At 61.9% G+C, this 21,032-nt stretch carries 13 protein-coding genes; 2 read left to right on the forward strand and 11 right to left on the reverse strand.

Annotation, left to right across the window (positions count from 1 at the left end):
- Positions 1–5 precede the first annotated feature (5 nt).
- A complete protein-coding gene (locus ATY29_RS01630; protein ID WP_097534789.1) occupies positions 6–3,335 on the reverse strand; it encodes a DUF1217 domain-containing protein in 3,330 nt (1,109 codons plus the stop codon).
- A gap of 297 nt (positions 3,336–3,632) precedes the next feature.
- Between ATY29_RS01630 and ATY29_RS01635 the strand changes: the two genes are divergently transcribed.
- Entirely contained in the window at positions 3,633–4,199 is a 567-nt protein-coding gene (locus ATY29_RS01635; RefSeq protein ID WP_003569946.1) for a DUF6101 family protein, read from the forward strand.
- Between the two features lie 81 nt (positions 4,200–4,280).
- On the opposite strand, the gene ubiA is transcribed toward ATY29_RS01635, so the two are convergent.
- From ubiA to ATY29_RS01660, 5 genes are all read right to left on the reverse strand, one after another.
- Positions 4,281–5,240, reverse strand: a complete 960-nt coding sequence (gene ubiA, locus ATY29_RS01640; RefSeq protein WP_025415469.1) for a 4-hydroxybenzoate octaprenyltransferase — start codon at positions 5,238–5,240, stop codon at positions 4,281–4,283.
- 106 nt (positions 5,241–5,346) lie between these two features.
- A complete protein-coding gene (locus tag ATY29_RS01645) occupies positions 5,347–6,159 on the reverse strand; it encodes a MipA/OmpV family protein (RefSeq protein WP_003569950.1) in 813 nt (270 codons plus the stop codon).
- A 179-nt stretch (positions 6,160–6,338) separates the two neighbouring features.
- Positions 6,339–6,920, reverse strand: a complete 582-nt coding sequence (locus ATY29_RS01650) for a histidine phosphatase family protein (protein ID WP_097534943.1) — start codon at positions 6,918–6,920, stop codon at positions 6,339–6,341.
- Positions 6,921–6,960: 40 nt separating this feature from the next.
- Positions 6,961–8,220, reverse strand: a complete 1,260-nt coding sequence (locus ATY29_RS01655) for a cyclopropane fatty acid synthase (protein WP_003569953.1) — start codon at positions 8,218–8,220, stop codon at positions 6,961–6,963.
- Positions 8,221–8,353: 133 nt separating this feature from the next.
- Complete coding sequence (locus ATY29_RS01660; RefSeq protein WP_025415465.1) at positions 8,354–10,663, reverse strand: Tex family protein; 2,310 nt, start codon at positions 10,661–10,663, stop codon at positions 8,354–8,356.
- Between the two features lie 227 nt (positions 10,664–10,890).
- Between ATY29_RS01660 and glyS the strand changes: the two genes are divergently transcribed.
- Complete coding sequence (gene glyS / locus ATY29_RS01665) at positions 10,891–13,071, forward strand: glycine--tRNA ligase subunit beta (protein ID WP_097534791.1); 2,181 nt, start codon at positions 10,891–10,893, stop codon at positions 13,069–13,071.
- 395 nt (positions 13,072–13,466) lie between these two features.
- Here glyS and ATY29_RS01670 read toward each other — a convergent pair whose 3' ends face one another.
- From ATY29_RS01670 to ATY29_RS01690, 5 genes are all read right to left on the reverse strand, one after another.
- On the reverse strand, positions 13,467–15,290 hold the full coding sequence (locus tag ATY29_RS01670; RefSeq protein WP_097534793.1) for a methyl-accepting chemotaxis protein: 1,824 nt from the start codon (positions 15,288–15,290) through the stop codon (positions 13,467–13,469).
- 401 nt (positions 15,291–15,691) lie between these two features.
- Entirely contained in the window at positions 15,692–16,153 is a 462-nt protein-coding gene (locus tag ATY29_RS01675) for a plant virulence effector HPE1-like domain-containing protein (protein WP_025415462.1), read from the reverse strand.
- A gap of 93 nt (positions 16,154–16,246) precedes the next feature.
- A complete protein-coding gene (gene purD / locus ATY29_RS01680) occupies positions 16,247–17,530 on the reverse strand; it encodes a phosphoribosylamine--glycine ligase (protein WP_003569962.1) in 1,284 nt (427 codons plus the stop codon).
- Between the two features lie 65 nt (positions 17,531–17,595).
- Positions 17,596–19,530: a DUF2207 domain-containing protein gene (locus ATY29_RS01685; protein ID WP_025415461.1), complete on the reverse strand. Its 1,935-nt coding sequence runs from the start codon at positions 19,528–19,530 to the stop codon at positions 17,596–17,598.
- A 37-nt stretch (positions 19,531–19,567) separates the two neighbouring features.
- Complete coding sequence (locus tag ATY29_RS01690; RefSeq protein WP_025415460.1) at positions 19,568–20,842, reverse strand: 3-phosphoshikimate 1-carboxyvinyltransferase; 1,275 nt, start codon at positions 20,840–20,842, stop codon at positions 19,568–19,570.
- Positions 20,843–21,032 lie beyond the last annotated feature (190 nt).

A 21,032-nucleotide genomic window follows, 5' to 3' on the forward strand; every position in this document is an offset into this window, starting at 1 on the left:
TATGACTACCGCGGGCCGCCGCCGGTGAGGATCTGCAGCGCCGGCGATTGCTGGGCGCTGTTCTGGACGTCGTACATGGCGGTGAAGCGGCGCAGCAGCTTGTCGACCTTTTTCGGGTCCTGGAGATCCTCGAGCTTGACGAAGCGGTTGATCAGATCGGCCTGCTTGGCGACGTCCATGCCGGAAATCTGCGAAGGCAGGCTGTAGGCTGTGGTGATGACCTGATAGAGCGCCTTGTCGCCGAGGATCGAATAGATCGAGGTGATGCTCGGGGCCTTGCGGCTGAAATAAAGCGCCAGGCGCACACCGTCGTTGCTTTCGCCCTGCTGGGCTTCCAACGTCTGCTGGACATAAAGCTCCTGGGTGTTCTCCTCGGCGGCCTTGTTCTGGATGGCGCCCATCTTGGCGCGGGTCAGATTGCCGTCCTTGTCGAAGTTGAAGGCGGCGACGATATCCTTGAAACGGGCATCGGCCTTGGCGTTCAGATAGCTCTTCTTATCGTCGGGATCGGAGGTGAAGATTTTCTTCAGCGTCGCCTTGTCGTAATCCTTCGGGTCGAGATTGTTGGCTTTCAGCACCAGATCTGTCAGGCGGCTGTCGTCGAGGAAATCATCGAGCGACTTTACCTTGGCCATGCCCTTGGCGAAGTAATCCACTTCGGCCGTTGCATCCTTGGATGCCTTGTCCTTTACCGGGCCGGCCTTCAGCAGCATGGTCATATGCGCCTTGTAGTCGGTGGCATATTTGGCCATGGTCGCGTCGGGCAGCGCCTGGAAGGGTGATGCCGCCTTGCCGTCGGGGCCGAAATTGAAGGCGCGGGCGAGATTGGTGATGCGCTCGTCCTTTAGCGAGGCGATATAGCCATTCGGATCATAGGCATCGCTCGTCAGGATCTTGCGCATCATCGAGCGCGGCACGTCCTGGTCGGTCAGGCCGAAGGCCTGCAGCGCCACATGAAAGGGATCCGGCAGATTGTCGTTGCTCTTCCGGAAATCGGCCGAAGCATTGTTGCGCAGGAAATCGTTGACCGATTTGATCTCGGCAGTATCGAGCAGGCTGTTGCTGTCGGCCATCATGCTCGAGTAGTTGGAGGCGACCTCATCGATCGCCTCCTCGCGCTCGTCGTCATAGCGCGCCATATAGTTGTCATTGGTGGTCTGCGCCTGATCGGCCGTCTGGACCGAACTGACGACCGGCAGCGATCCATCGGCGGCGAAGTTGAAATCGGCGTTAAGATCGGCATGACCGGCAGCTGAGGCGGCCGTCGCATCGGTCAGGAAGCTCTTCAGGTCGGCGTCCGAGATATTCAGCGGCAGATTGTAGGTGCTCTTCAGGAAATTGGTGATGGCGGGATCCGCGATGAGATCGTCGACATTGGCGATCGTCGCCATCCGGGCGGAATAATCGTCGGTGCGCGCTCCGGCGGCAAATTTCGTGTTGCGGATCTGGGTGTCCGTCTGCGCCGACAGGCCGTCCTTGAGAGAGCCATCCGCCTTGAAGTTGAAGGCGGCGGCAACGTCGGCATAGGTGCCGGTGCCGCTCTGATCGGTGAGAATGCTGCGAAGAGCGACGTCGGTGACGGTAGACGGGATGCCGAAGGCGTTGCGCACGAAATTGTTCAGCTTCTGGTCCGCCAGCAACTGATCGACGTTCGAGATTCCCGCGATGGTCGACTGATAATAGACGGCCGCACTATCGGCCTTGCTGGCAGTGCTCGCGCTTTGCGAAGCAGTCTGCGAGGCGTAAAGGGTGGCGACCGAACCGTCCGTCTTGAAATTGAAGAGATCGTGGACGTCGCTATAGCCCTGAGCGCTGGCGGCCGCGGGATCGACGAGGAAAGTCCTCAGCGTCGCATCGGAGACGCTGTCGGCGATCTGCATGCTGGTCCTGAGATAGCTCACAGCAACCGGATCGGACATGATACCGTCGACATTGGTGACACCGCCGATCATGGTATTGAAATGCGCCGCGTTCGCTGCCGACTTGTCGGTGGTCGATTTGCGCTGCGTGTCCGTCTGGATCACCGCACCGTTGATCGAGCCATCAGACTGGAAGTTGAAATCGGCATTGAGATCGGCGTGGCCCTGCGCGGCGGCATAGGCGGAGTCGGTCAGGATGTTCTTCAGATTGGCATTGCTGAAACCGGTGCCGAGACCATAGGCATCCTTGATGTAGCGCGCCATGTTTCCGTCGGCGAGCAAGTCGTCGACATTCGTGATGCCGCTCGATTGCGAGGTCACCTTATAGTAGTTGGCGGTGAGCGACGCCGCCGACGACAGCTTGTTCGCCTGGTCTAGCGTCTGGACGCGCACCGTGTTCGAAGTCGAACCGTCGGCTTTGAAGTTGAAGGCGTTGTAGACATTGGTAAAGCCCATCAGCTGGGCATAACCGGGATCGGTCAGGACCGTGCGCAGCGCCGCCGCGGTGAAATCGGCGCCCATGCTGTAAGCCGTCTTGATATAGGAGGTCAGACGTTTATCGGCGACCAGATCGTCGACATTGGTGATCGTGCCGATCTTGGCTGTATAATAGGCCTTGTTGTAGTCGGCCGCCGTTTTGTTGACGTAGACAACGTCGGAACCAACCGAATTGTCGATGATGACGGACTGGGAATTCAGCGTGTAGGTCTCGATGACAGAAGCCTTCTGCGCCGCGGTCTGGGCCGTGCCGGTGACCGTGCCGTCGGCGTTGAAGCCGAACTGGGCGGCCAGCGCCTTATACTTGTCGCCGCCCTGCGTATTGACGACGCTCGTGGGGTCGCTGAGATCGCTGGTCAGCACCTGGCGCAGAAAGTCCTTCGACGCATAGGTGGGATCGATATTGAAGGTCTTTAGCACATAGGTGCGAAGCCTGGTGTTGTTGACCAGATCGTCGACGGTCTTCACGCTGTCGATATTGTTGCTGTAATAAGTGCTCTCGGCGGTCGCTGCCTTGTCGGCGTCGACGAAGGACTGCTTGTAGAGGCCGATCAGATCATCCTCCTGCGCATCCGTCTGCACGTCCTTCTCGGGCGCATTGAAATTGAAGGCGGCGGCGAATTCGCGGTAGCGCGTATCGGAGAGCTTGTTGGCGTAGCTGTTGGGGTCGGTGAGATCGCTTTCCAGCACCTTCTTCATGAAGGCCTTGGCATAGGTCATGTCTTCAAGACCATAGGCTTTCATCGCATAGCTGTAGAGCTTGTAATCGCCGAGGAAGTCGTCGACGTCTTTGACCTTATTGATATGGTCGGCGTAGTACTGGGCATCCTTCTTGACCGTCGCCTGCGACGCGACCTTGTTCAGGCTCGACGTCATATCCTTCGACAGGATCGTGTAAGCGAGGGAAGCCGTAATCATCAAATGCGCCCTTTTCGGCAAAATCTCTAAAAGAACGAACTGCTGGTAAGCATATTTTGCCACGAAAAGCTTACCTGAGACTTACCTCAGGATGCATCATTTCAGCACAGCGTCCTGTTCACCTTCCGGAAACCCTGCCGGATTCGGTTTTGATAACCATCAGAGGAGGCAAAGTTTTCTTAACCGCAATTTTTAAGCTGTACGGAAGGGCAGGCCCCTATTGTCGGCCATAGAGGACGAAAAGTCCCAAGGAGAAGACCGGAAATCGGCTCTCAGGTAAGACAAGGGTAGAATGACATGAACAATCCCGTAAAGAAGCCGGCCTGGGCTGGCACGACGTTACGCCTCGATCCGTCCCGCTTTCCCCAGCAGGTCAGCTACGCCATCCATGATTGTTCGGATGACGTCAATATTACCATCGACGAACGCGGCGCGGTCCTGCGCAAGGTCCTGCCTTCCAGCGGTCTCCCGCTGTCGATTGCGCTGCCGAAGAGAGTCTTCTTGGGTGTCGCCGCCCGCGCCATCGACCATGGCGACGGCGAGGTCACCGTCACGCTCGAGCTTCACCACGCCGATCCGGAGCTCTGCATTCCGCTGCTCGTCGCCCATGATCTCAGCGATATCGCCGCCGACTGGCGCAGCTGGTCGGAAGCCTTCCGCATTCCGATGCTGATGGTCGAGGCCGACGGCGTCGCCCGTCCGCTCGAAGATCATATCGGCGGCTTGCGCACCAGCGATCTCAAGCCGCGCCGCCGTCATTCCTATTTCGCCAATCGCCGCCCGCGCTTCCTCGTGCGCCGCACCACCGGCCAACTCGGCGTCGCCATGAAGATCGAAGGCAAGGAAATCATCGCCCGCAACTGAGCGATATCGCGACACTTCGTTTTCGCATCGTTTTGAAACCCGGCGCCCGCGCCGGGTTTGTCGTTTCATTCATCGTTTCATTCAGGGAATGGCAAACAGCAGCGAAACGAAAAGGCCGAAGAAGATGATCAGGCCGACGCGATTATTCGATTTGAACAGCGCCAGGCATTGAGCGGCATCGTCGATATCGAGTCGGACGATCTGCCAGGCGAACATGCCGGCGGCGCCGAGCAAGGCCAGGAATGCGATGAGATTGGCGCCGGCGAGAGCAAAGGCCATAAACATCAGTACCAGTGTCAGCCCATATAGGCCGATCAGCCATTGCCGAGTCCTGTCGCCGAACAGGCGCGCGGTCGAGCGGACGCCGATCAGCTCGTCATCCTCCTTGTCCTGATGCGCGTAGATCGTATCGTAACCGATCGTCCATGCGACGGAGGCGGCGTAAAGCAGGATGGAGGCGAGGGAAATTTCGCCCAAGATGCCGGCCCAGCCCATCAGCGCACCCCAGGAAAAGGCAAGCCCGAGATAGAATTGCGGCCAGTCGGTAAAGCGTTTGGCATAGGGATAAAGCGCGACGATGCCGAGCGAGAGCACGCCGAGGAAAACGGTGAACCAGTTGAACTGCAAGAGCACGAACAGCCCGACCAGCGCCTGCAGGCCGATGAAGATTTTCGCCCGGGCGCGCGTGACGCGGCCTGAGGGGAGCGGACGCGACCGCGTGCGCGCCACTTCCATGTCGATCTCATGGTCGACGAGATCATTATAGGTGCAGCCGGCGCCGCGCATGGCGACGGCGCCGACGAAATAAAGGAACAGGTGCGACACCAGCAGGCTGCCGGAATAAAGCCCCTCGCCGATCGCCGCATTGGCAGCAAGGGTTGCCGACCAGAAGCACGGCCACATCAGCAACTGCCAGCCGATCGGCCGATCCCAGCGCGCCAGCTGCGCGTAGGGCCAGAGCCATGGCGGCAGGATCCGGTAGACCCAGTTGTCGGAAGGTGCGTCGGAAACGCGATCGTTGAAGTCGCCGGTATCTTGCATGCCGCCATCTAGCGACCGGCCGGCGATCCGGTCAAGAAGCGATCTCTTTGTCTTATGCATGTCGTTATCCGGAACCGCTGCACACGTCCGGGCGACATGCATTGGATCACTGCAGGGAGAAATTGAACTTGTAGGTCGCCGAGACTCCGATCACGACCTGGTTCTTCGAGCCGCGGTCGCGCACCAGGCTGCTGTCGGCCGCGGGACCGGCCAGCCGCTTATATTCGAGGAAAGAGCTTGCCGAGAGGTTTTCCGTCGCCTTCCAGGTGATGGCCGTTCCGGCGCCATAAGACTGGATGCCCGACGACGGCTTGTAAGGATCAAGGCCGCTTGCCGCGGCGTGTTTGGCGCTGACGCCGTAATAGGCGTCGTAGTAGCCAGCGGTGGCAAATGTCGCGCGCGGGCCGCCTGACAGCTGCAGGTTGGGCGCGATATCGGTAAAGGCATCGACGGCCAGATCGGCGACGACGCCGTCGTGGGAACGGATGCCCTGGCGGACTTCGGCGCGGGCGCGCAAGAAGTCGGTTGGGTAGACCTCGACAAAGCCGCCGGCCTCCGCCCCCCATTTGACCTTTCTCAAGCCCTTCAGGTCGCTGTCGTCGCCCGCATCGCGCGACGGGACGAATTTGCCGACGATGCCGGCGCGGAAGGCGCCCTTGTCGATGAGGGCGAAGGACGGATTGTCGTTGCGCGAGGAAAAGCGCGGGCCTGCACCTTGGCGGCCCACCGAAATCAGCGGGCTGAACTTGAATTCATTATGCGACGAGCCCTCGAATTTCGGGGCGGAGAAGCCGGCGACGCCGACGCTCAAATACCAGTCGCCGGACCAGAAGGGCTGGCCGCTTTCTTGCGCGAGCGCCAAAGCTGGGGATGAAAGGGCAATAGCCAAAGAGATCGATACGACTGATCGATGAGACACGTCCGCACTCCAGAAAACGCAAAAACAAAGCCGCGGAGAGCGGCGGTGGCTAGACTTATCGTGATGTCGTTACCGCGATGTTAACCACGGAGAAACAAAGGGCGCGAATGAAAGGCGTGCCGTGTAGCCCCCTCATCCGACCTACGGGCCACACGGCTGATGCCAGCTATCGAATTCCGCTATCTCTGATTCCACCCACGGATAACCGGTTCGCTCAGGTCGTGCTCGTAGCCGAGCATGCTGATACTGGTCGTATCGAGCGAGAAACACACACCGCCTTCCGGTGGCAGGCCGAGCCAGCGGGCGGCGAGCACGCGCAGGAAATGCGAGCTGGAGAAGATCAGGACGGTGCCGGCCGTTTGGCGAAGCGCGTGGATGACGGCATCGGCGCGGGCGCCGACATCGGCGGCGAATTCTCCATTCGGGCAGCCGTCGCGAAAGAGCTGCCAGCCTGGGCGCACGGCCAGGATTTCCTTGGTGGTGATGCCTTCATAGGCGCCGTAATCCCATTCGGCGAGATCGTCCCTGATGATCGCCTCTGATCCGAAGCCGGCCAGCGCGCAGGTTTTGCGGGCCCGTGCCGACGGGCTCGACCAGACGGCGGAGAAAATGAGGCCCGAAAGCCGATCAGTGAGCTTGCCGGCGGCGGCCTCACCGTTTGCCGTCAGCGGGATATCGGTTCGTCCGGTATGGCGCCCGGAACGGCTCCATTCGGTTTCGCCGTGGCGGACGAGATAGATCTCGGGAAACGCGCTGCTCATCGGCATGCCCTTTCATTATGGCCGGCGCAAAGGCTGCCGCTCAGAAGGTCACCTTTTCCAGCGGCGGGCGCCTCGCCTCGAATTCCTTCAGCTTGGCTTCATTCTCAGCAATGTAAGTGCGATTGTCGGGAACCGTAAACTGGTTCTTGGCGATCTGGATCTGCAGGATGAAGAGCTCGTCCCAGCGAAAGCCCATTTCCGAGCCGGCCAGATAGAATTCCCACATGCGGAAGAACTGCTCGTCGTAAAGCGCCACCGCTTCGGCCTTGCGCGCCACGAAACGCTCGCGCCAGTGGCGCAGCGTATAGGCGTAATGCAACGGCAGGATTTCGACATCCCTGACCAGCAGCCCGGCCTTTTCGAGCGGCGGCAAGACTTCGCCGACGGAAGGAATATAACCGCCGGGGAAAATATACTTTTCGATGAAGGCATTGGTGCCAAAGCTCGGCTTCGGGCGGCCGATCGAATGCAGCACCATGACGCCGTTATCGTCGAGCAGATCGGCGACCTTGCGGAAGAAATTGGGGTAATTGCCGATCCCGACATGTTCGAACATGCCGACCGAGACGATGCGGTCGAACTTCATGCCGGTCATGCTGCGATAATCCTGCAGCTCGAAACGCACGCGCTCGGCCAGACCGCGCTTTTCGGCGCGGGTGCGGGAAACCTTCAGCTGCTCTTCGCTGAGCGTAATGCCGGTGAAATCGGCCCCCTCGGTCGCCTCCGTCAGATACATGCCCATGCCGCCCCAGCCGGAGCCGATTTCCAGGATGCGCTGGTTGGGCTGAAGCAGCAGCTTGGCGGCGATATGGCGTTTCTTGGCGAGTTGCGCCTCGTCGAGACCGATGCCCGGCGGTTCGAAATAGCCGCAGGAATATTGCCAGTCCTCGTCGAGGAAAAGATCGAAGAGCTTGGCCGACAGGTCGTAATGATGGGCGACATTGTGCTTGTTGCGATTGACCGGCACGCGGCTCTTCAACTGCTGCCAGGCAATGCGGCCGACGAGCAGCGCCGCCATCTTGAAATCGAAGATCTCATTGGTGGTGTTCTGTTTCACCAGCGACAGAAAATCGTAGATATTGCCCTGTTCGAGAATGAACCGGCCTTGCATGTACATTTCGCCGAGCTTCATCGTCGGGTCGCGGCGGATGGCGTCCTCGGCCTCCTGATCGGCCAGGCGGGCGGCAACGGTTTCACCGGTGCCGTCGCCGATCATGTAGGTATCGCCATTGGCGAGGGTAAGTTCCAACGAACCCTTGCGGATGATTTGCTGGACGATCGAAAGGAAAGCCGACGCCATGGACGCCTCGCAAATGTGACAGGATGGTCACATCAACTTAGGCGATCTCTTTCGCCTTACAAGCGCCCGTTTTAGCACTCCTGAAATAACGTTGCCAAACTGTGGCATTTCTGCCGATAAACCGCCTAAACCCTTATTTTCGCTTCATGGCTTCAGCGAGCGCGGCACCAAAAGCACCCTGGCTCTCCGGTTTGGGAGCCGCAGGCCGGCGCTCGGTCTGCGGCCGGGAACCCTGGTTGCCGCGAGAATCACCACGCGGCGCGGCTGCAGAAGAACCGTCATCGCGTTTCATCGACAGAGCAATGCGCTTACGCTTGGCATCGACCTCGACGACCCGAACCTTGACGACGTCGCCCGCCTTGACGACCTCATGCGGATCCTTGACGAAACGATCGGCAAGCTGCGACACATGCACCAGGCCATCCTGGTGCACGCCGATATCGACGAAGGCGCCGAAGGCGGCGACATTGGTCACCGTGCCTTCCAGCACCATGCCGGGCGTCAGGTCGGAAATCTCGTTGACGCCCTCGGCGAAGGTCGCGGTCTTGAAGCTCGGACGCGGGTCGCGGCCGGGCTTTTCCAGCTCGGCGAGGATGTCGCGAACCGTGGGCAGGCCGAATTTCTCGTCGATGAACTGGCGCGGATCGACCGATTTCAAGACGGCGCTGTCGCCCATCAATGCGCGCAGATCGCGGCCGCAGGCGGCGACGATCTTCTTGGCGACGCCATAAGCCTCCGGATGCACCGAGGAAGCATCGAGCGGCTCCTTGCCGTTGGGGATGCGCAGGAAGCCGGCGCATTGCTCGAAGGTGCGGCCGCCCAGTCTCGCGACCTTCAACAGATCGCGCCGGGTCTCGAAACGGCCCTCGCTGTCGCGATGGCGGACGATAGCGTCGGCGATCGATGGGCCGAGGCCGGAGACACGGGATAGCAGCGGCGCCGACGCGGTATTGAGATCGACGCCGACGGCGTTCACCGCATCTTCGACGACAGCATCGAGCGAACGCGACAGCTTCTGCTGGTCGACATCGTGCTGATACTGGCCGACGCCGATCGACTTCGGCTCGATCTTGACGAGTTCGGCGAGCGGATCCTGCAGGCGCCGCGCGATGGAGACGGCGCCGCGCAGCGAGACGTCGAGATCGGGAAACTCGGCCGCTGCGGTCGCCGAGGCGGAATAGACCGAGGCGCCGGCCTCCGAGACGATGACCTTGGTCGGCTTCGGCGCCGGCAAGTCGGCGAGCATATCGGCGACCAGCTTTTCGGTCTCGCGGCTGCCGGTGCCGTTGCCGATCGAGATCAGCTCGACATTGTGCTTGCGGACCAGCGAGGCGAGCTCGATCTGGGCGCCGCGCACGTCGTTGCGCGGCTGGAAGGGATAGACGGTCGAGGTCGCAATCACCTTGCCGGTGCCGTCGACGACGGCGACCTTGACGCCGGTGCGGATGCCGGGGTCGAGGCCCATGGTCGCGCGCGAGCCGGCCGGGGCGGCCAAGAGCAAATCCTTGAGGTTACGGGCAAAGACATGGATCGCTTCCTCTTCGGCCCTTTCGCGCAGTTCCCGCATCAGGTCGAGCGACAGCGACATGGACAGCTTGACCCGCCAGGTCCAGCTTGCCACCTCCATCAGCCAGCGGTCGGCGGGGCGGCTCGCGCCGATCTCGTAAGCCGCAGCGATCATGCGCTCGACCGGCTTGTTCGGCGAGGCGGTCTCGATGTCGGCCTCGATCGTCAGCGTCAGCACCTCCTCGTTCCAGCCGCGCAGCATGGCGAGCGCGCGGTGGCCCGGCGCAGTCGCCCAGCGTTCGGAATGGTCGAAATAATCGGAAAATTTTTCGCCCGCCGCCTGCTTGCCGTCGACGACCCTCGCCTTCAGCAGCGATGCCTGGCGCATATGGGCGCGCAGTCTGCCGAGCAGGTCGGCATTTTCGGCAATGCCTTCGGCGATGATGTCGCGCGCACCTTCAAGCGCCGTCTTCACATCGGGCACGTCTGCGGTGACGAAGCCTTCGGCGAGCGCCGCCGGTTCCCGGCCGCGGTCGGCGAGGATCACCTCGGCGAGCGGGCCGAGGCCGCGCTCGCGGGCGATTTCGGCGCGGGTACGGCGCTTCGGCTTGTAAGGCAGATAGAGATCCTCGAGCTCGGCCTTGGTTTCGGCCGCTGCGACCTTCCCCATCAGCTCGTCGGTCATCTTGCCCTGGCCGGTGATCGATTCGACGATCGCGTCGCGCCGGGCTTCGAGTTCGCGCAGATAAACCAGCCGCTCGGCAAGATTGCGCAGCTGCGTATCGTCAAGCCCACCCGTCACTTCCTTGCGGTAGCGGGCAATGAAGGGCACGGTGGCGCCCTCGTCGAGCAGCTCGATGGCGGCCTTGGCCTGTTCGGGCCGGGCGTTGATTTCGGCCGAGATACGGGCTGCGAGAAAACGGAGGTCAGCGGCCATGGGATTTCCTGTTCCGACGAAAGTTGCGGGACCATAGCGGCGAAAAGCGGCAAGGCAATGCCCGACTGTGGTTTCCACAGCGGAAGTTAAGGGATTGGGGGTCATCCGTGTGTCGCCCCACCCCATCGCTCTCCGCCGTTTTTGCGGTTGTGCAGATGCGGCATTCTTTGATAGCAGAAGCAACGTTTTTGGATCGCCCTGCCCGCGGGCGCAAGGAAAAGAGTGACATGCCAAACCTTCTTCTCGAACTCCGCTCCGAAGAGATTCCGGCCCGCATGCAGCGCAAGGCCGCCGGCGACCTGAAGAAGCTCGTCACCGATGCGCTTGTCGAAGCGGGTCTGTCCTATGAGGGCGCGCGCGAATATTGGACGCCGCGCCGGCTGGCGCTCGACATTCACGGCCTGACGGCGCGCTCCGCCGATGTGCGCGAGGAACGCAAGGGGCCGCGCACCGACGCCAACGAAAAGGCGATCGAAGGCTTCCTGCGCGGCGCCGGCCTTGCCTCGGTCTCCGAGGCGCAGGTGGTGAGCGATCCGAAGAAGGGCGATTTCTACGTCGCGGTCATTTCCAAGCCCGGCCGCGCGGCAGAAGAGATCGTCACTGAAGTGATGCCCGGCATCATCCGCGATTTTCCCTGGCCCAAATCGATGCGCTGGGGCAAGGCATCGTCCAAACCCGGCGCACTGCGTTGGGTGCGGCCGCTGCAGTCGATCGTCTGCACCTTCGGCCCGGAGCATGAGGAAACCACCGTCATCCCCTTCGAGATCGACGGCATCACCGCTTCCAACATCACCTACGGCCATCGTTTCCACGCGCCCGAGGCGATCACGGTGCGGCGCTTCGACGATTATACGGCGAACCTGGAAAAGGCCAAGGTCATCCTCGACGCCGAGCGGCGCAAGGACATCATCCTCCACGACGCCCGCGACACCGCTTTTGCCAACGGGCTGGAGTTGGTGGACGACGAAGGCCTGCTGGAAGAAGTCTCCGGCCTCGTCGAATGGCCGCAAGTGCTGATGGGCAGCTTCGAGGAGGATTATCTTTCGATTCCCTCCGAGATCATCCGCCTGACGATCAAGACCAACCAGAAGTGCTTCGTGACCCGCAAACAGGGTGAAGAGACGCTTTCGAACAAGTTCATCCTGATTTCCAATATCCAGGCGCACGACGGCGGCAAGGAAATCGTCCACGGCAACGGCAAGGTAGTGCGGGCCCGGCTTTCGGATGCACTGCATTTCTGGAAGCGCGACCAAGGCGACCTGCCGGATCTGGAGACGCTGACGGCTTCGGCAGCAAAGTTCGGCCTCGACCTGAAGCAGCCGCTGGACCAGCGCATGGCCAAGCTCGATGCGCTTGACGTCACCTTCCATGCCAAGCTCGGCACACAGGGCGCGCGCGTCGCCCGCATCCGGGCGCTGGCGGAGGAATTGGCCAGGGTCACCGGCGCCGATGCGGCTCTCACCGATCGTGCCGCCGTGCTGGCAAAGGCCGATCTGCGCACCGAAGCGGTCGGCGAATTTCCGGAACTGCAGGGCTTGATGGGCCGCAAATATGCGGTGCTGCAGGGCGAGAATGCTTCGGTTGCCGCAGCGATCGAGGACCACTACAAGCCGCAGGGCCCGTCGGACCGCGTTCCCGCCGACAAGGTCGCGATCACCGTCGCGCTCGCCGACAAACTGGACACGCTGATCGGCTTCTGGGCGATCGGCGAAAAGCCGACGGGTTCGAAGGATCCCTTCGCGCTGCGGCGGGCCGCACTCGGCGTCGTCAGGATCCTGCTGGAGCGCAATGTCAGGCTGCCGCTGCTGAAGATCATGAGCCAGACGGCGCTGCTCGCCAAGACGGGCGATGCGGTATTTGCATTCGCAGGCGACCCGGCCGAGACTTTCTTCGACCTGCTCGCCTTCTTCCACGACCGCCTCAAGGTCTATCTGCGCGACCAGGGCGCTCGCCACGATCTCATCGACGCGGTGCTGACGGCCGATGCCGACGATCTGTTGATGGTGGCGCGCCGCGTCGAGGCACTGACGGCCTTCATTACCTCCGAGGACGGCAAGAACCTGCTTGCCGGCACCAAGCGCGCGACGCAGTTGCTCGCCGCCGAGGAAAAGAAGGGCACCGTCATCGCCGACGCCGTTTCGCCCGCCCTTCTGAAGCTCGATGCCGAGAAGGAGCTGTTTGCGGCGATTTCAGCTGCATCGAAGGATGCGGCCGATGCCGTCGCCGGAGAAGATTTCCGCTCGGCCATGGCAGCGCTTTCCAAACTCCGAGGCCCGGTCGACCGCTTCTTCGAGGACGTGCTCGTCAACGACGAGGACGCCGCCATCCGCGCCAACCGCCTCGCCTTGCTGCGGCTGATCCGCGAAGCGACGGGAACGGTGGCAGATTTCTCGAAGATTTCGGGGTAACGTTCGGCGTAGGCTGGGTGCTTTAACGCCAACGCAGCGCTTGCGGCCATGGGTCCTCGGGTCAAGCCCGAGGACGACGGAGAGTGGGGAAGCCGGTGCGTTAAATAGCGAAGTCGTGATGGTTTCGTTGGAATTCGTTGTTTGCGTAGTTCCCAGTCGCAACTGCTAGGAATTGCTCCAGACGTCTCGCCTCTTGCCAACCGTATTCCCCACCCTCCGTCATACTCGGGCTTGACCCGAGTATCCATGCCGCAAGCTCTTCGCTTGAATATGTCAGGCATTCGCCGGCTTGTCGGTTCGAACACCAACACAGGACTGGCGTCCAAAGCACTACGGCCGCCGGAGAACCGACGGCCGCTAACTTGGTGATAAAACCCTGATTGTCCTACCGCCATTTAAGCGGCGCGGCGACCCTGATGTATGGCCGGCGCAGCCCCGGCACCGCCGACGCGGAAGCCGCGGATGAGGTCGAGCAGTTCGTCGGTGTCGCTGGCGAGCGTTTCGGCCGATGCCGTCGTCTCCTCGGCCATGGCGGCGTTCTGCTGGGTGGCGGCGTCGAGCTGGTTCATCGATGAGGAGATCGAGCGCAGCGTCGTGTCCTGTTCGGAGGCGCTGTGGGCGATCTTGGCGACGATCTCGTTGGCAGCCTTGATCTGGTCGGAGATGCGCTTCAGCGCCTCGCCTGCCTCGCCGACCAGGCGGACGCCGTGATCGACCTGGCTGGAGGAGCGGGCGATCTGGTCCTTGATCTCCTTGGCTGCTGCGGCGGAGCGCTGGGCGAGCTCGCGCACTTCCTGGGCGACGACGGCAAAACCTTTGCCGGATTCGCCGGCGCGGGCCGCCTCGACGCCGGCATTCAGCGCCAGCAGGTTGGTCTGGAAGGCGATCTCGTCGATGACGCCGATGATCTTCGTGATTTCCGAGGACGACTTCTCGATGCCGCTCATCGCCTCGATCGCCTGAGTGACGATCGCATCGCTGTGGGTGGCCTCGGTGCTGACCGAGTGGACGCGCTGGCTCGCCTCATGGGCGCCATCGGCCGTCTGACGGACGGCGACAGTGAGTTCGTCGAGAGCAGCCGACGTCTCTTCCAGGCTCGCGGCCTGGCGCTCGGTGCGCTGCGACAGTTCGTTTGAGGCGCGGCGGATCTCTTCCTTGCTGGTGCCAATATCGCTGCCCTTGGCGCTGACCTTGGCCATGGCGGCTTCGAGATGCGACAGTGCATCGTTGAAGTTGTCGCGCAGGGCGGCGTATTTCTGGCCAAGATCGGCGCAGCGCACGGTGAGATCGCCGCGGGCGATCATCTCCAGGGCCTGGCCGATCGTCGCCACCACACGGGCCTGGAGGGCCGTCTCGTCCTGCTGCTGGCGCTGATTGTTTTCACGCTCGTTTTCCAGCGCCAATTGCTGGGCCGCTTCGCGATCCGCCATCGCATGGCGTTCCCGGATCTTTTCCTGCAGCGCCTGCGTCGCCTTGGCCATCATGCCGACTTCATTGTTCATCGTCGTGTGCGGGATGGCGATGGAGACATCCTCTTCGGCGACGGCCTTCAGGGCGGCATGGACGCTGTTGAGAGGCCCAGATATGCCGCGGATGACGACGTAGGCGGCCGCCATGGCCAGGAAGAACAGAATGATGCTGCCGGACAGCGCGGTCAGGATCGTGCTGTTTATCTGCGCATCGAGATCGTCCATATAGACGCCGGTGACGACGACGACCTTCCATGGCTCGAAGGCCTGGCCGTAGGCCGTCTTGCGGTAATCGCCGGCCGGCTGTCCCGGTTTGCTGGTGGAATAAAATTCGACGAGACCGCCGCCCTGCTGCCCGAGCTTGACCAGCTCTTCCCGATAGAGCTTGCCCTTGCTGTCGGCCTGACCCTTGAGGTTCTGTCCGACTTTCGCGGCGTCATAGTGGAACATCATCTGGACGTCGTAGCTATAGCCGAAGAAATAGCCGTCCGGATCATATTTCATTCCGTTGACGGTGGCATAGGCCTGCTTCTCGGCATCCTCGAGCGTCATCTCGCCCGCCGTCACCTTGGCCTGGTAAAGCTTGAGCACGGAAACCGCCGACTGAACCTCGGCGCGGAGCATGTCATAACGCTCCTTGTAGATCGCATCGACCGAGGAGCGGATTTGCAGGGACGTGGCGACGGCAAAGGCCACCATCAGGCCAATGACCAGCAAGACGAGTTGCTTCGAAATTTTCAAATTTTTCATGTTGCCTCGCAACGGGAATGAATGGCTGCATTCCGGTGCGGTCTTCTACCGCCTGTGCGAGCGCGCCGGAGAAGAAGGCGACGCGTCTACCGCTGCTAATAACAACATGCTGCGACCGGTTCGTTACAATTGTCGCCAAGCTTATAATAAAACTTTAACTTTATTGGACGCGACGCCGATTTCCCTAAAAATCCAGGGGTAATTTACAAACCATAGCTGCCAGCTTTTCATCGGGCGGTCGAAGATCAGCCGCCTTCGCAGTGCGTCTCGCGCCTCAAAACAGGAATGCACCCTCGCTGCTCATCGAGGGTGCATTCGGTCCACCTGAGGTGGAACCCCAAACGATCGAAACCTTGATCAGGCGGGGCAGGGAACTTTATCCAGCCGTTGCCGGAATTGGCTTAGAAACGCAGCTTGAATTCGGAGGTGTCGAGGCTCGCCGGCCGCTCGGCCATGCCGGCCACAAGAGGTTTGGCATCGCCGCCGATGACGGCTGCGGTCGTCGCATTCATGTCGATGCCATCGGCAGGCGGGGTTGACGGCGCGGCCGCAACCAGGGCTTCCGGGGTCGCCTTGCTGACGAAGACGACGGGCGAACCGCCCATCCAGCCTTCGGTGCGATAGATCTTCTTTTCGCCGCCGACATCGCGGACTTCGCTCGCCTGCAGGACACCGGGCTTCAGCTCCGGCACCGTATAGTCCTTCTTGACGAGTTCGGCCTGGAGCGGCGGGCAAGCGGCGCAGGATTCGGTGACGATGCTGCCTTCAGCGGGCGCCGCGGTCTTGCCGACCACCTCGATCGAGGAGGCCATTGCCGAACCTGCCATCAGCAGGATTGCCGCACCGAGGAAAATCTGACGCATCAACGCACCTCCGTCTTACCGTTAGAGCGGTATAACGCGGCTTTGTTTCCATCCCGTCAGGGGAAAAGGTAAAAATTTAAAGAACGCGTCGGTTTATACTGTGTCCGAGCCGGCCTCGCGCTCGATTGCCCGCCAGCCGATGTCGCGCCGGCAGAAGCCGTTTTCCCACTTCACCCGGTCGAGCAGCGCATAGGCGCGATCCTTGGCCGCGGCGACCGTGCCGCCCGACGCGGTGACGTTCAGCACGCGGCCGCCGGTCGAAACCAGCGCGCCGTCCTTCAGGCCCGTGCCGGCATGAAACACCTTCTCGCCCTCGCCTGCCTCAGGCAGCGAGAGGATCGGCGTGTTCTTCTCATAGGCGCCGGGATAACCCTTTGAGGCCATGACAACGGTCAAGGCCGGATCGTCGCTCCATTCGGCGCTAACCTGATCGAGCGTGCCGTTGGCGGTGGCAAGCAGCAGCGGCAGCAGGTCACTCTTCAACCGCATCATCATCACCTGGCATTCGGGATCGCCGAAGCGGACATTGTATTCGATTAGCTCCGGCCCCTTCTTGGTGATCATCAGCCCGGCGAAAAACACGCCGGAGAAGGGATGACCACTCTCGGCCATGCCGCGCATCGTCGGCTCGATGATCTCCTTCATGGTCCGCTCGACCATGTCGGCGGTCATCACCGGCGCCGGCGAATAGGCGCCCATGCCGCCGGTGTTGACGCCGGTATCGCCCTCGCCCACCCGCTTGTGATCTTGAGCAGTGGCGAGCGGCAGCACATGTTTTCCATCGCAGAGGCAGAAGAAGCTCGCCTCCTCGCCATCGAGATAGGCTTCGACGACGACCTCGGCGCCGGCAGCGCCAAAGGCGCCCTCGAAGCAGTCGTCAACGGCATCAAGCGCTTCATCCAGCGTCATCGCCACCGTCACGCCCTTGCCGGCGGCAAGGCCGTCGGCCTTGACGACGATCGGTGCGCCCTCAGCGCGGATATAGGCCTTGGCCTTCGGCGCATTGTTGAAGCGCTGGTAGGCGCCTGTCGGAATGCCGTAGCGGGCGCAGATATCCTTGGTGAAGCCCTTGGAGCCTTCGAGCTGGGCAGCAGCAGCCGAGGGGCCGAAAACCACAAGGCCATCGGCGCGCAGCCGGTCGGCGAGGCCGGCCACCAGCGGCGCCTCCGGGCCGACGACGACGAAATCGATCGCCTTCTCCCGACAAAAAGCGGCGACCGCTTCATGATCCTCGATATCAACGGGCACAAGGGCGGCGTGTTCGCCAATGCCGGGATTGCCGGGCGCAGCGTAGAATTCGCTCAGCAACGGCGATTGCGCCAGCTTCCAGGCGAGCGCATGCTCGCGTCCGCCCGATCCGATCAACAGAACCTTCATGCGCCACCCTTTCCTTTTGCCTCTGGTGGTTAAGGGCCAAGGGCCGAAAGGTCAAGCGCGAAAGCTTACCAGCCGCCGCCTCCCCCGCCTCCGCCACCGCCACCGGACGAGCCGCCGCCGGAAAAACCGGAGGATGAGCTCGACGGCGGCGGCGCCGGTATGGTCGAGGCGATGGTCGAGGCCATCGATGAGGAAAAGCCGCCGATACGGTCGGAGAAACTGCCGCTGTTGAAATTGCCGGAATACCAGCCGGGCGCATAGGCCGCAGCCGCACCGGCGGCAGCCGCCGCAAGCCAGGTTTCGAAGGTGCGCGACCAGGGTTTTTCAACGCCGAGCGCCACCGCATAGGGCAGAAGCGTCTCGAAGTGCTGCGGCGACATTTGGGGGGCGCCAGCCGTGTTCATGCGGTCTTTCTCGGCCAGCGTCAGATATTGGCGCAAGCCGTCTATGCCGTCCATCATCTTGGCGCCGAGCGGCGTCGGTGCGCCCATGATGAAGACATAGAGGATATTGAGGAGCACGATACCACCGACGGCAAAGAGCATCGGCGTTTCGTGCAGTTCCACCAGCGACGAAGCAAGCGCCAAGACGACGACCGCAAGGATGCTGATGCCGACGAAAACGCCGATAGCCGTCGCGATAATGGCGATGATCTTGCCGAACAGCGAGCTGCCGCGATGCAGCGACCGGACGAAACCGGCGACGAAGACGGCAACAAAGACCGAGATCGCCGTCGGGACCAGCATCAGCGCGATCGTGTCCGGCTGCAGCGAGCCGAAGACGAAAAGCGCCACCAGGGCGGCGGCGCTGAGCGCGATGCCGCCCGCCGTATAACCCAGGTTGGAATTATAGTATTTGCCGCGATGCTCCTTCTCGATCGCCGAGCGGAAGGACTGGCCGACGGTTTTCACCCGCTCGCCATTGGCCTTGTCGATCGTCAGCGTTCTGCCTTCACCGCCGGCAACCTTCAACAGTTCGGACTCGCCGGCCTGGAATTTTTCCTTGCCGAGCGGCTTGCCGGTGCCGCGGATGACAATCGAATTCTTCAGGTCTTCGAGCTTAACGTAGCCGCGGACGGCAAGATTGAGCGCCGTGGCGGAGAGCGCCGTCCAGCCGCCGCCGGAAAAGCCCTTATTGTCGATATAGTTGACCAGCGCCGGCGAGATGCCGTCGGGCGCATCCCACCGCGGCACGACGACGCCGCGGGCGGGATCGCGGCCGACCTTTAGCCATGATCTGAGATAATAGGCAAAAACCAGGATCAAGCCGCCGAAGCCGATAAAATAATTGCGGTTGTCCTTCAGCCACCAAGTGCTCTCCATGTCCGCGCTCGGCGGATCGATCGCCCCCTTCGGCATGCGGATCGCAAAGGTCAGCCCTTCGTTGGCATTAAGCGGCGCGGTGGTGGAAAAGGTGAGGCCGGTGCCGGTCTCGCTGACGCTGGCGTTCTTTCCCGTCGCGCCCTGCGGGCCGGTAAAGAAGACCGTCTCCGTCGCGCTGACACCCGGCGGCAGCGTCACCGTCGCCGTCGCCGAACGGATCGGGAAGATCCAGCCATTGCCGGTGACGTTCCAGTAGAGTTCGTCATGATCGTCGAAATAGCGGATCTGGCGGTTGGTCTTGTAGGTGAAGACGTAGCGATGACGGCCGGGCGCCACCGTCACATCGGCGGAACCGGCATAGATGCGGATGCCGCCCGCAATCGATTCCGTGTGCCAGGGCTCGTCCGCGCCGTCGCGGGTAACCGAGACCATATCGAAATCGACGCTGCGGCGACGGCCTTCGGCATCGGTGAAATAGAGCGGGAAATCACGGAAGATGCCGTGATTGATCCGGTTGCCCTCGGCATTGACGGTGATCGTTTCCGCTACCGACATCGCGCCGCTCTTTTCGAGCGCGATGTCGGAGGCGAAACTGTCGATGACCTCGACGGCAAAGGCGGCCGGCGCGGCGAGCATCAAGAGCAGTGCAAAACAAAACCCGAAAACCCGACGCCCCATCCCAGTCTCCCCGCCGACAGCCTCGGCCGCGTTTCCGTCAATCATTGTCCTGATATGTCACGCCGAGGGCGGCGAGCGTCCGCCAATAGGCGGGGTAGGTTTTGCCGACGCAATCGGGATCGAGAATGGTGATGCCGTCGATCTTCAACCCGGCGAGCGCGAAGCTCATGGCGATGCGATGATCGGCAAAGGTATCGATCTCGGCCGGCAGCGTTTGACCGGCGAGAGCGGGATCGGAATATACGATCAGATCGTCGCCCTCCTCGACAGCCAGACCTTCGCGGATATTGTTGAGCCCCGTGGATAGCGCCCGGATGCGGTCGCATTCCTTGACGCGCAGATTGGCGATCCCGACGAAGCGGACCGGCGTCTCGTTGAAAGCGGCAAGCACGGCGATTGTCGGAACGGCGTCCTGCATCTGCGAGCCATCGATTTCCGCCGGGAGATGCGGGAACTTGGCGATCGTCTCGTAAGCCTTGGCATCCGGCTGAGTGAAGGCATCGTTCGGCACGCCGAGATCGATCTGGCCACCGCTCAGCACTTCGGCCGCCCAGAGATAAGTTGCGGCGGATGCATCCGGCTCGACGACGAAATCAGTTGCGGTGTAGCCGCGCGGCTCGACACGCCAGGTCGCGGCATCGAGCTGCTCCACCTTGGCGCCGAAGGCTTCCATGGCGGCAAGTGTGAGATCGACATAACCGCGCGCGCCGATATCGGTGCCGGTGAGCGCAACCGTGACGGGCGCGTTGGCGCCCTGCTTGGCAAGCGGTGCTGCCATCAGAAGCGCCGAAACATACTGGCTTGACAGCCCGGCATCGATCTCGACGCGGCCCGAAGGGAAATGTCCGGTGCCGCGCACGGTCACCGGTGGGCAGCCGGTCGGCGCCTCGGCATCCAGTCCGAGCGACTTGAGTGCTGCGACCAGCGGACCGATCGGCCGCTTGCGCATATGCTCGTCACCATCGACCACGACCGTGCCTTCGACAGAAGCAACCGCGGCCGTCAGGAAGCGCGTCGCCGTACCGGCATTGCCGAGGAAGAGCGGCGCTTTCGGCGGCAGAAGCTTGCCGCTGCCGGTGACGACGAAGGTGGTGTCGTCGGGCTCGTCGATCGCAACACCCATCGCACGCAGCGCATCGGCCATATAACGCGTATCGTCGCTCTTCAGTGCGCCGGTGAGCCGGCTCGTGCCCTTGGCAAGGCCGGCGAGCAACAGGGCGCGATTGGTGATCGACTTGGAGCCCGGCGGCATGGCGCGGCCCGAAAGTGGCTTGCCCGGCGGGATGATCGTGAGTTTGGGTGTGCGTGTCATGCTGTTTCTTCCGTCCCTAGAGCATGATGCCGAAAAGTGTGCGCGGTTTTCGGACGACATCATGCTCTAACTCTTTAATTTAGAACAGGATTCAGATTTTAGGCCGACCCGGCCTAAAATCATCCTGTTCTGGGGGAGCCTTAACGGCCGCAATCTGCCCTTGCTCTTAACCGCTTTCTCGCAAAGGCAA

Source organism: Rhizobium hidalgonense (genome assembly GCF_002914525.1).
Classification (GTDB): Bacteria; Pseudomonadota; Alphaproteobacteria; order Rhizobiales; family Rhizobiaceae; genus Rhizobium; species Rhizobium hidalgonense.

Bases quoted from the DNA above. Each gene is read 5' to 3' on its own strand.
- ATY29_RS01630 (WP_097534789.1), bottom strand. From the start codon at position 3,335: ATGATTACGGCTTCCCTCGCTTACACGATCCTGTCGAAGGATATGACG.
- ATY29_RS01660 (WP_025415465.1), bottom strand. From the start codon at position 10,663: ATGGCCGCTGACCTCCGTTTTCTCGCAGCCCGTATCTCGGCCGAAATC.
- ATY29_RS01670 (WP_097534793.1), bottom strand. From the start codon at position 15,290: ATGAAAAATTTGAAAATTTCGAAGCAACTCGTCTTGCTGGTCATTGGC.
- ATY29_RS01685 (WP_025415461.1), bottom strand. From the start codon at position 19,530: ATGGGGCGTCGGGTTTTCGGGTTTTGTTTTGCACTGCTCTTGATGCTC.
- ubiA (WP_025415469.1), bottom strand. From the start codon at position 5,240: ATGCAAGATACCGGCGACTTCAACGATCGCGTTTCCGACGCACCTTCC.
- glyS (WP_097534791.1), top strand. From the start codon at position 10,891: ATGCCAAACCTTCTTCTCGAACTCCGCTCCGAAGAGATTCCGGCCCGC.
- ATY29_RS01650 (WP_097534943.1), bottom strand. From the start codon at position 6,920: ATGAGCAGCGCGTTTCCCGAGATCTATCTCGTCCGCCACGGCGAAACC.
- purD (WP_003569962.1), bottom strand. From the start codon at position 17,530: ATGAAGGTTCTGTTGATCGGATCGGGCGGACGCGAGCATGCGCTCGCC.
- ATY29_RS01675 (WP_025415462.1), bottom strand. From the start codon at position 16,153: ATGCGTCAGATTTTCCTCGGTGCGGCAATCCTGCTGATGGCAGGTTCG.
- ATY29_RS01655 (WP_003569953.1), bottom strand. From the start codon at position 8,220: ATGGCGTCGGCTTTCCTTTCGATCGTCCAGCAAATCATCCGCAAGGGT.
- ATY29_RS01635 (WP_003569946.1), top strand. From the start codon at position 3,633: ATGAACAATCCCGTAAAGAAGCCGGCCTGGGCTGGCACGACGTTACGC.
- ATY29_RS01690 (WP_025415460.1), bottom strand. From the start codon at position 20,842: ATGACACGCACACCCAAACTCACGATCATCCCGCCGGGCAAGCCACTT.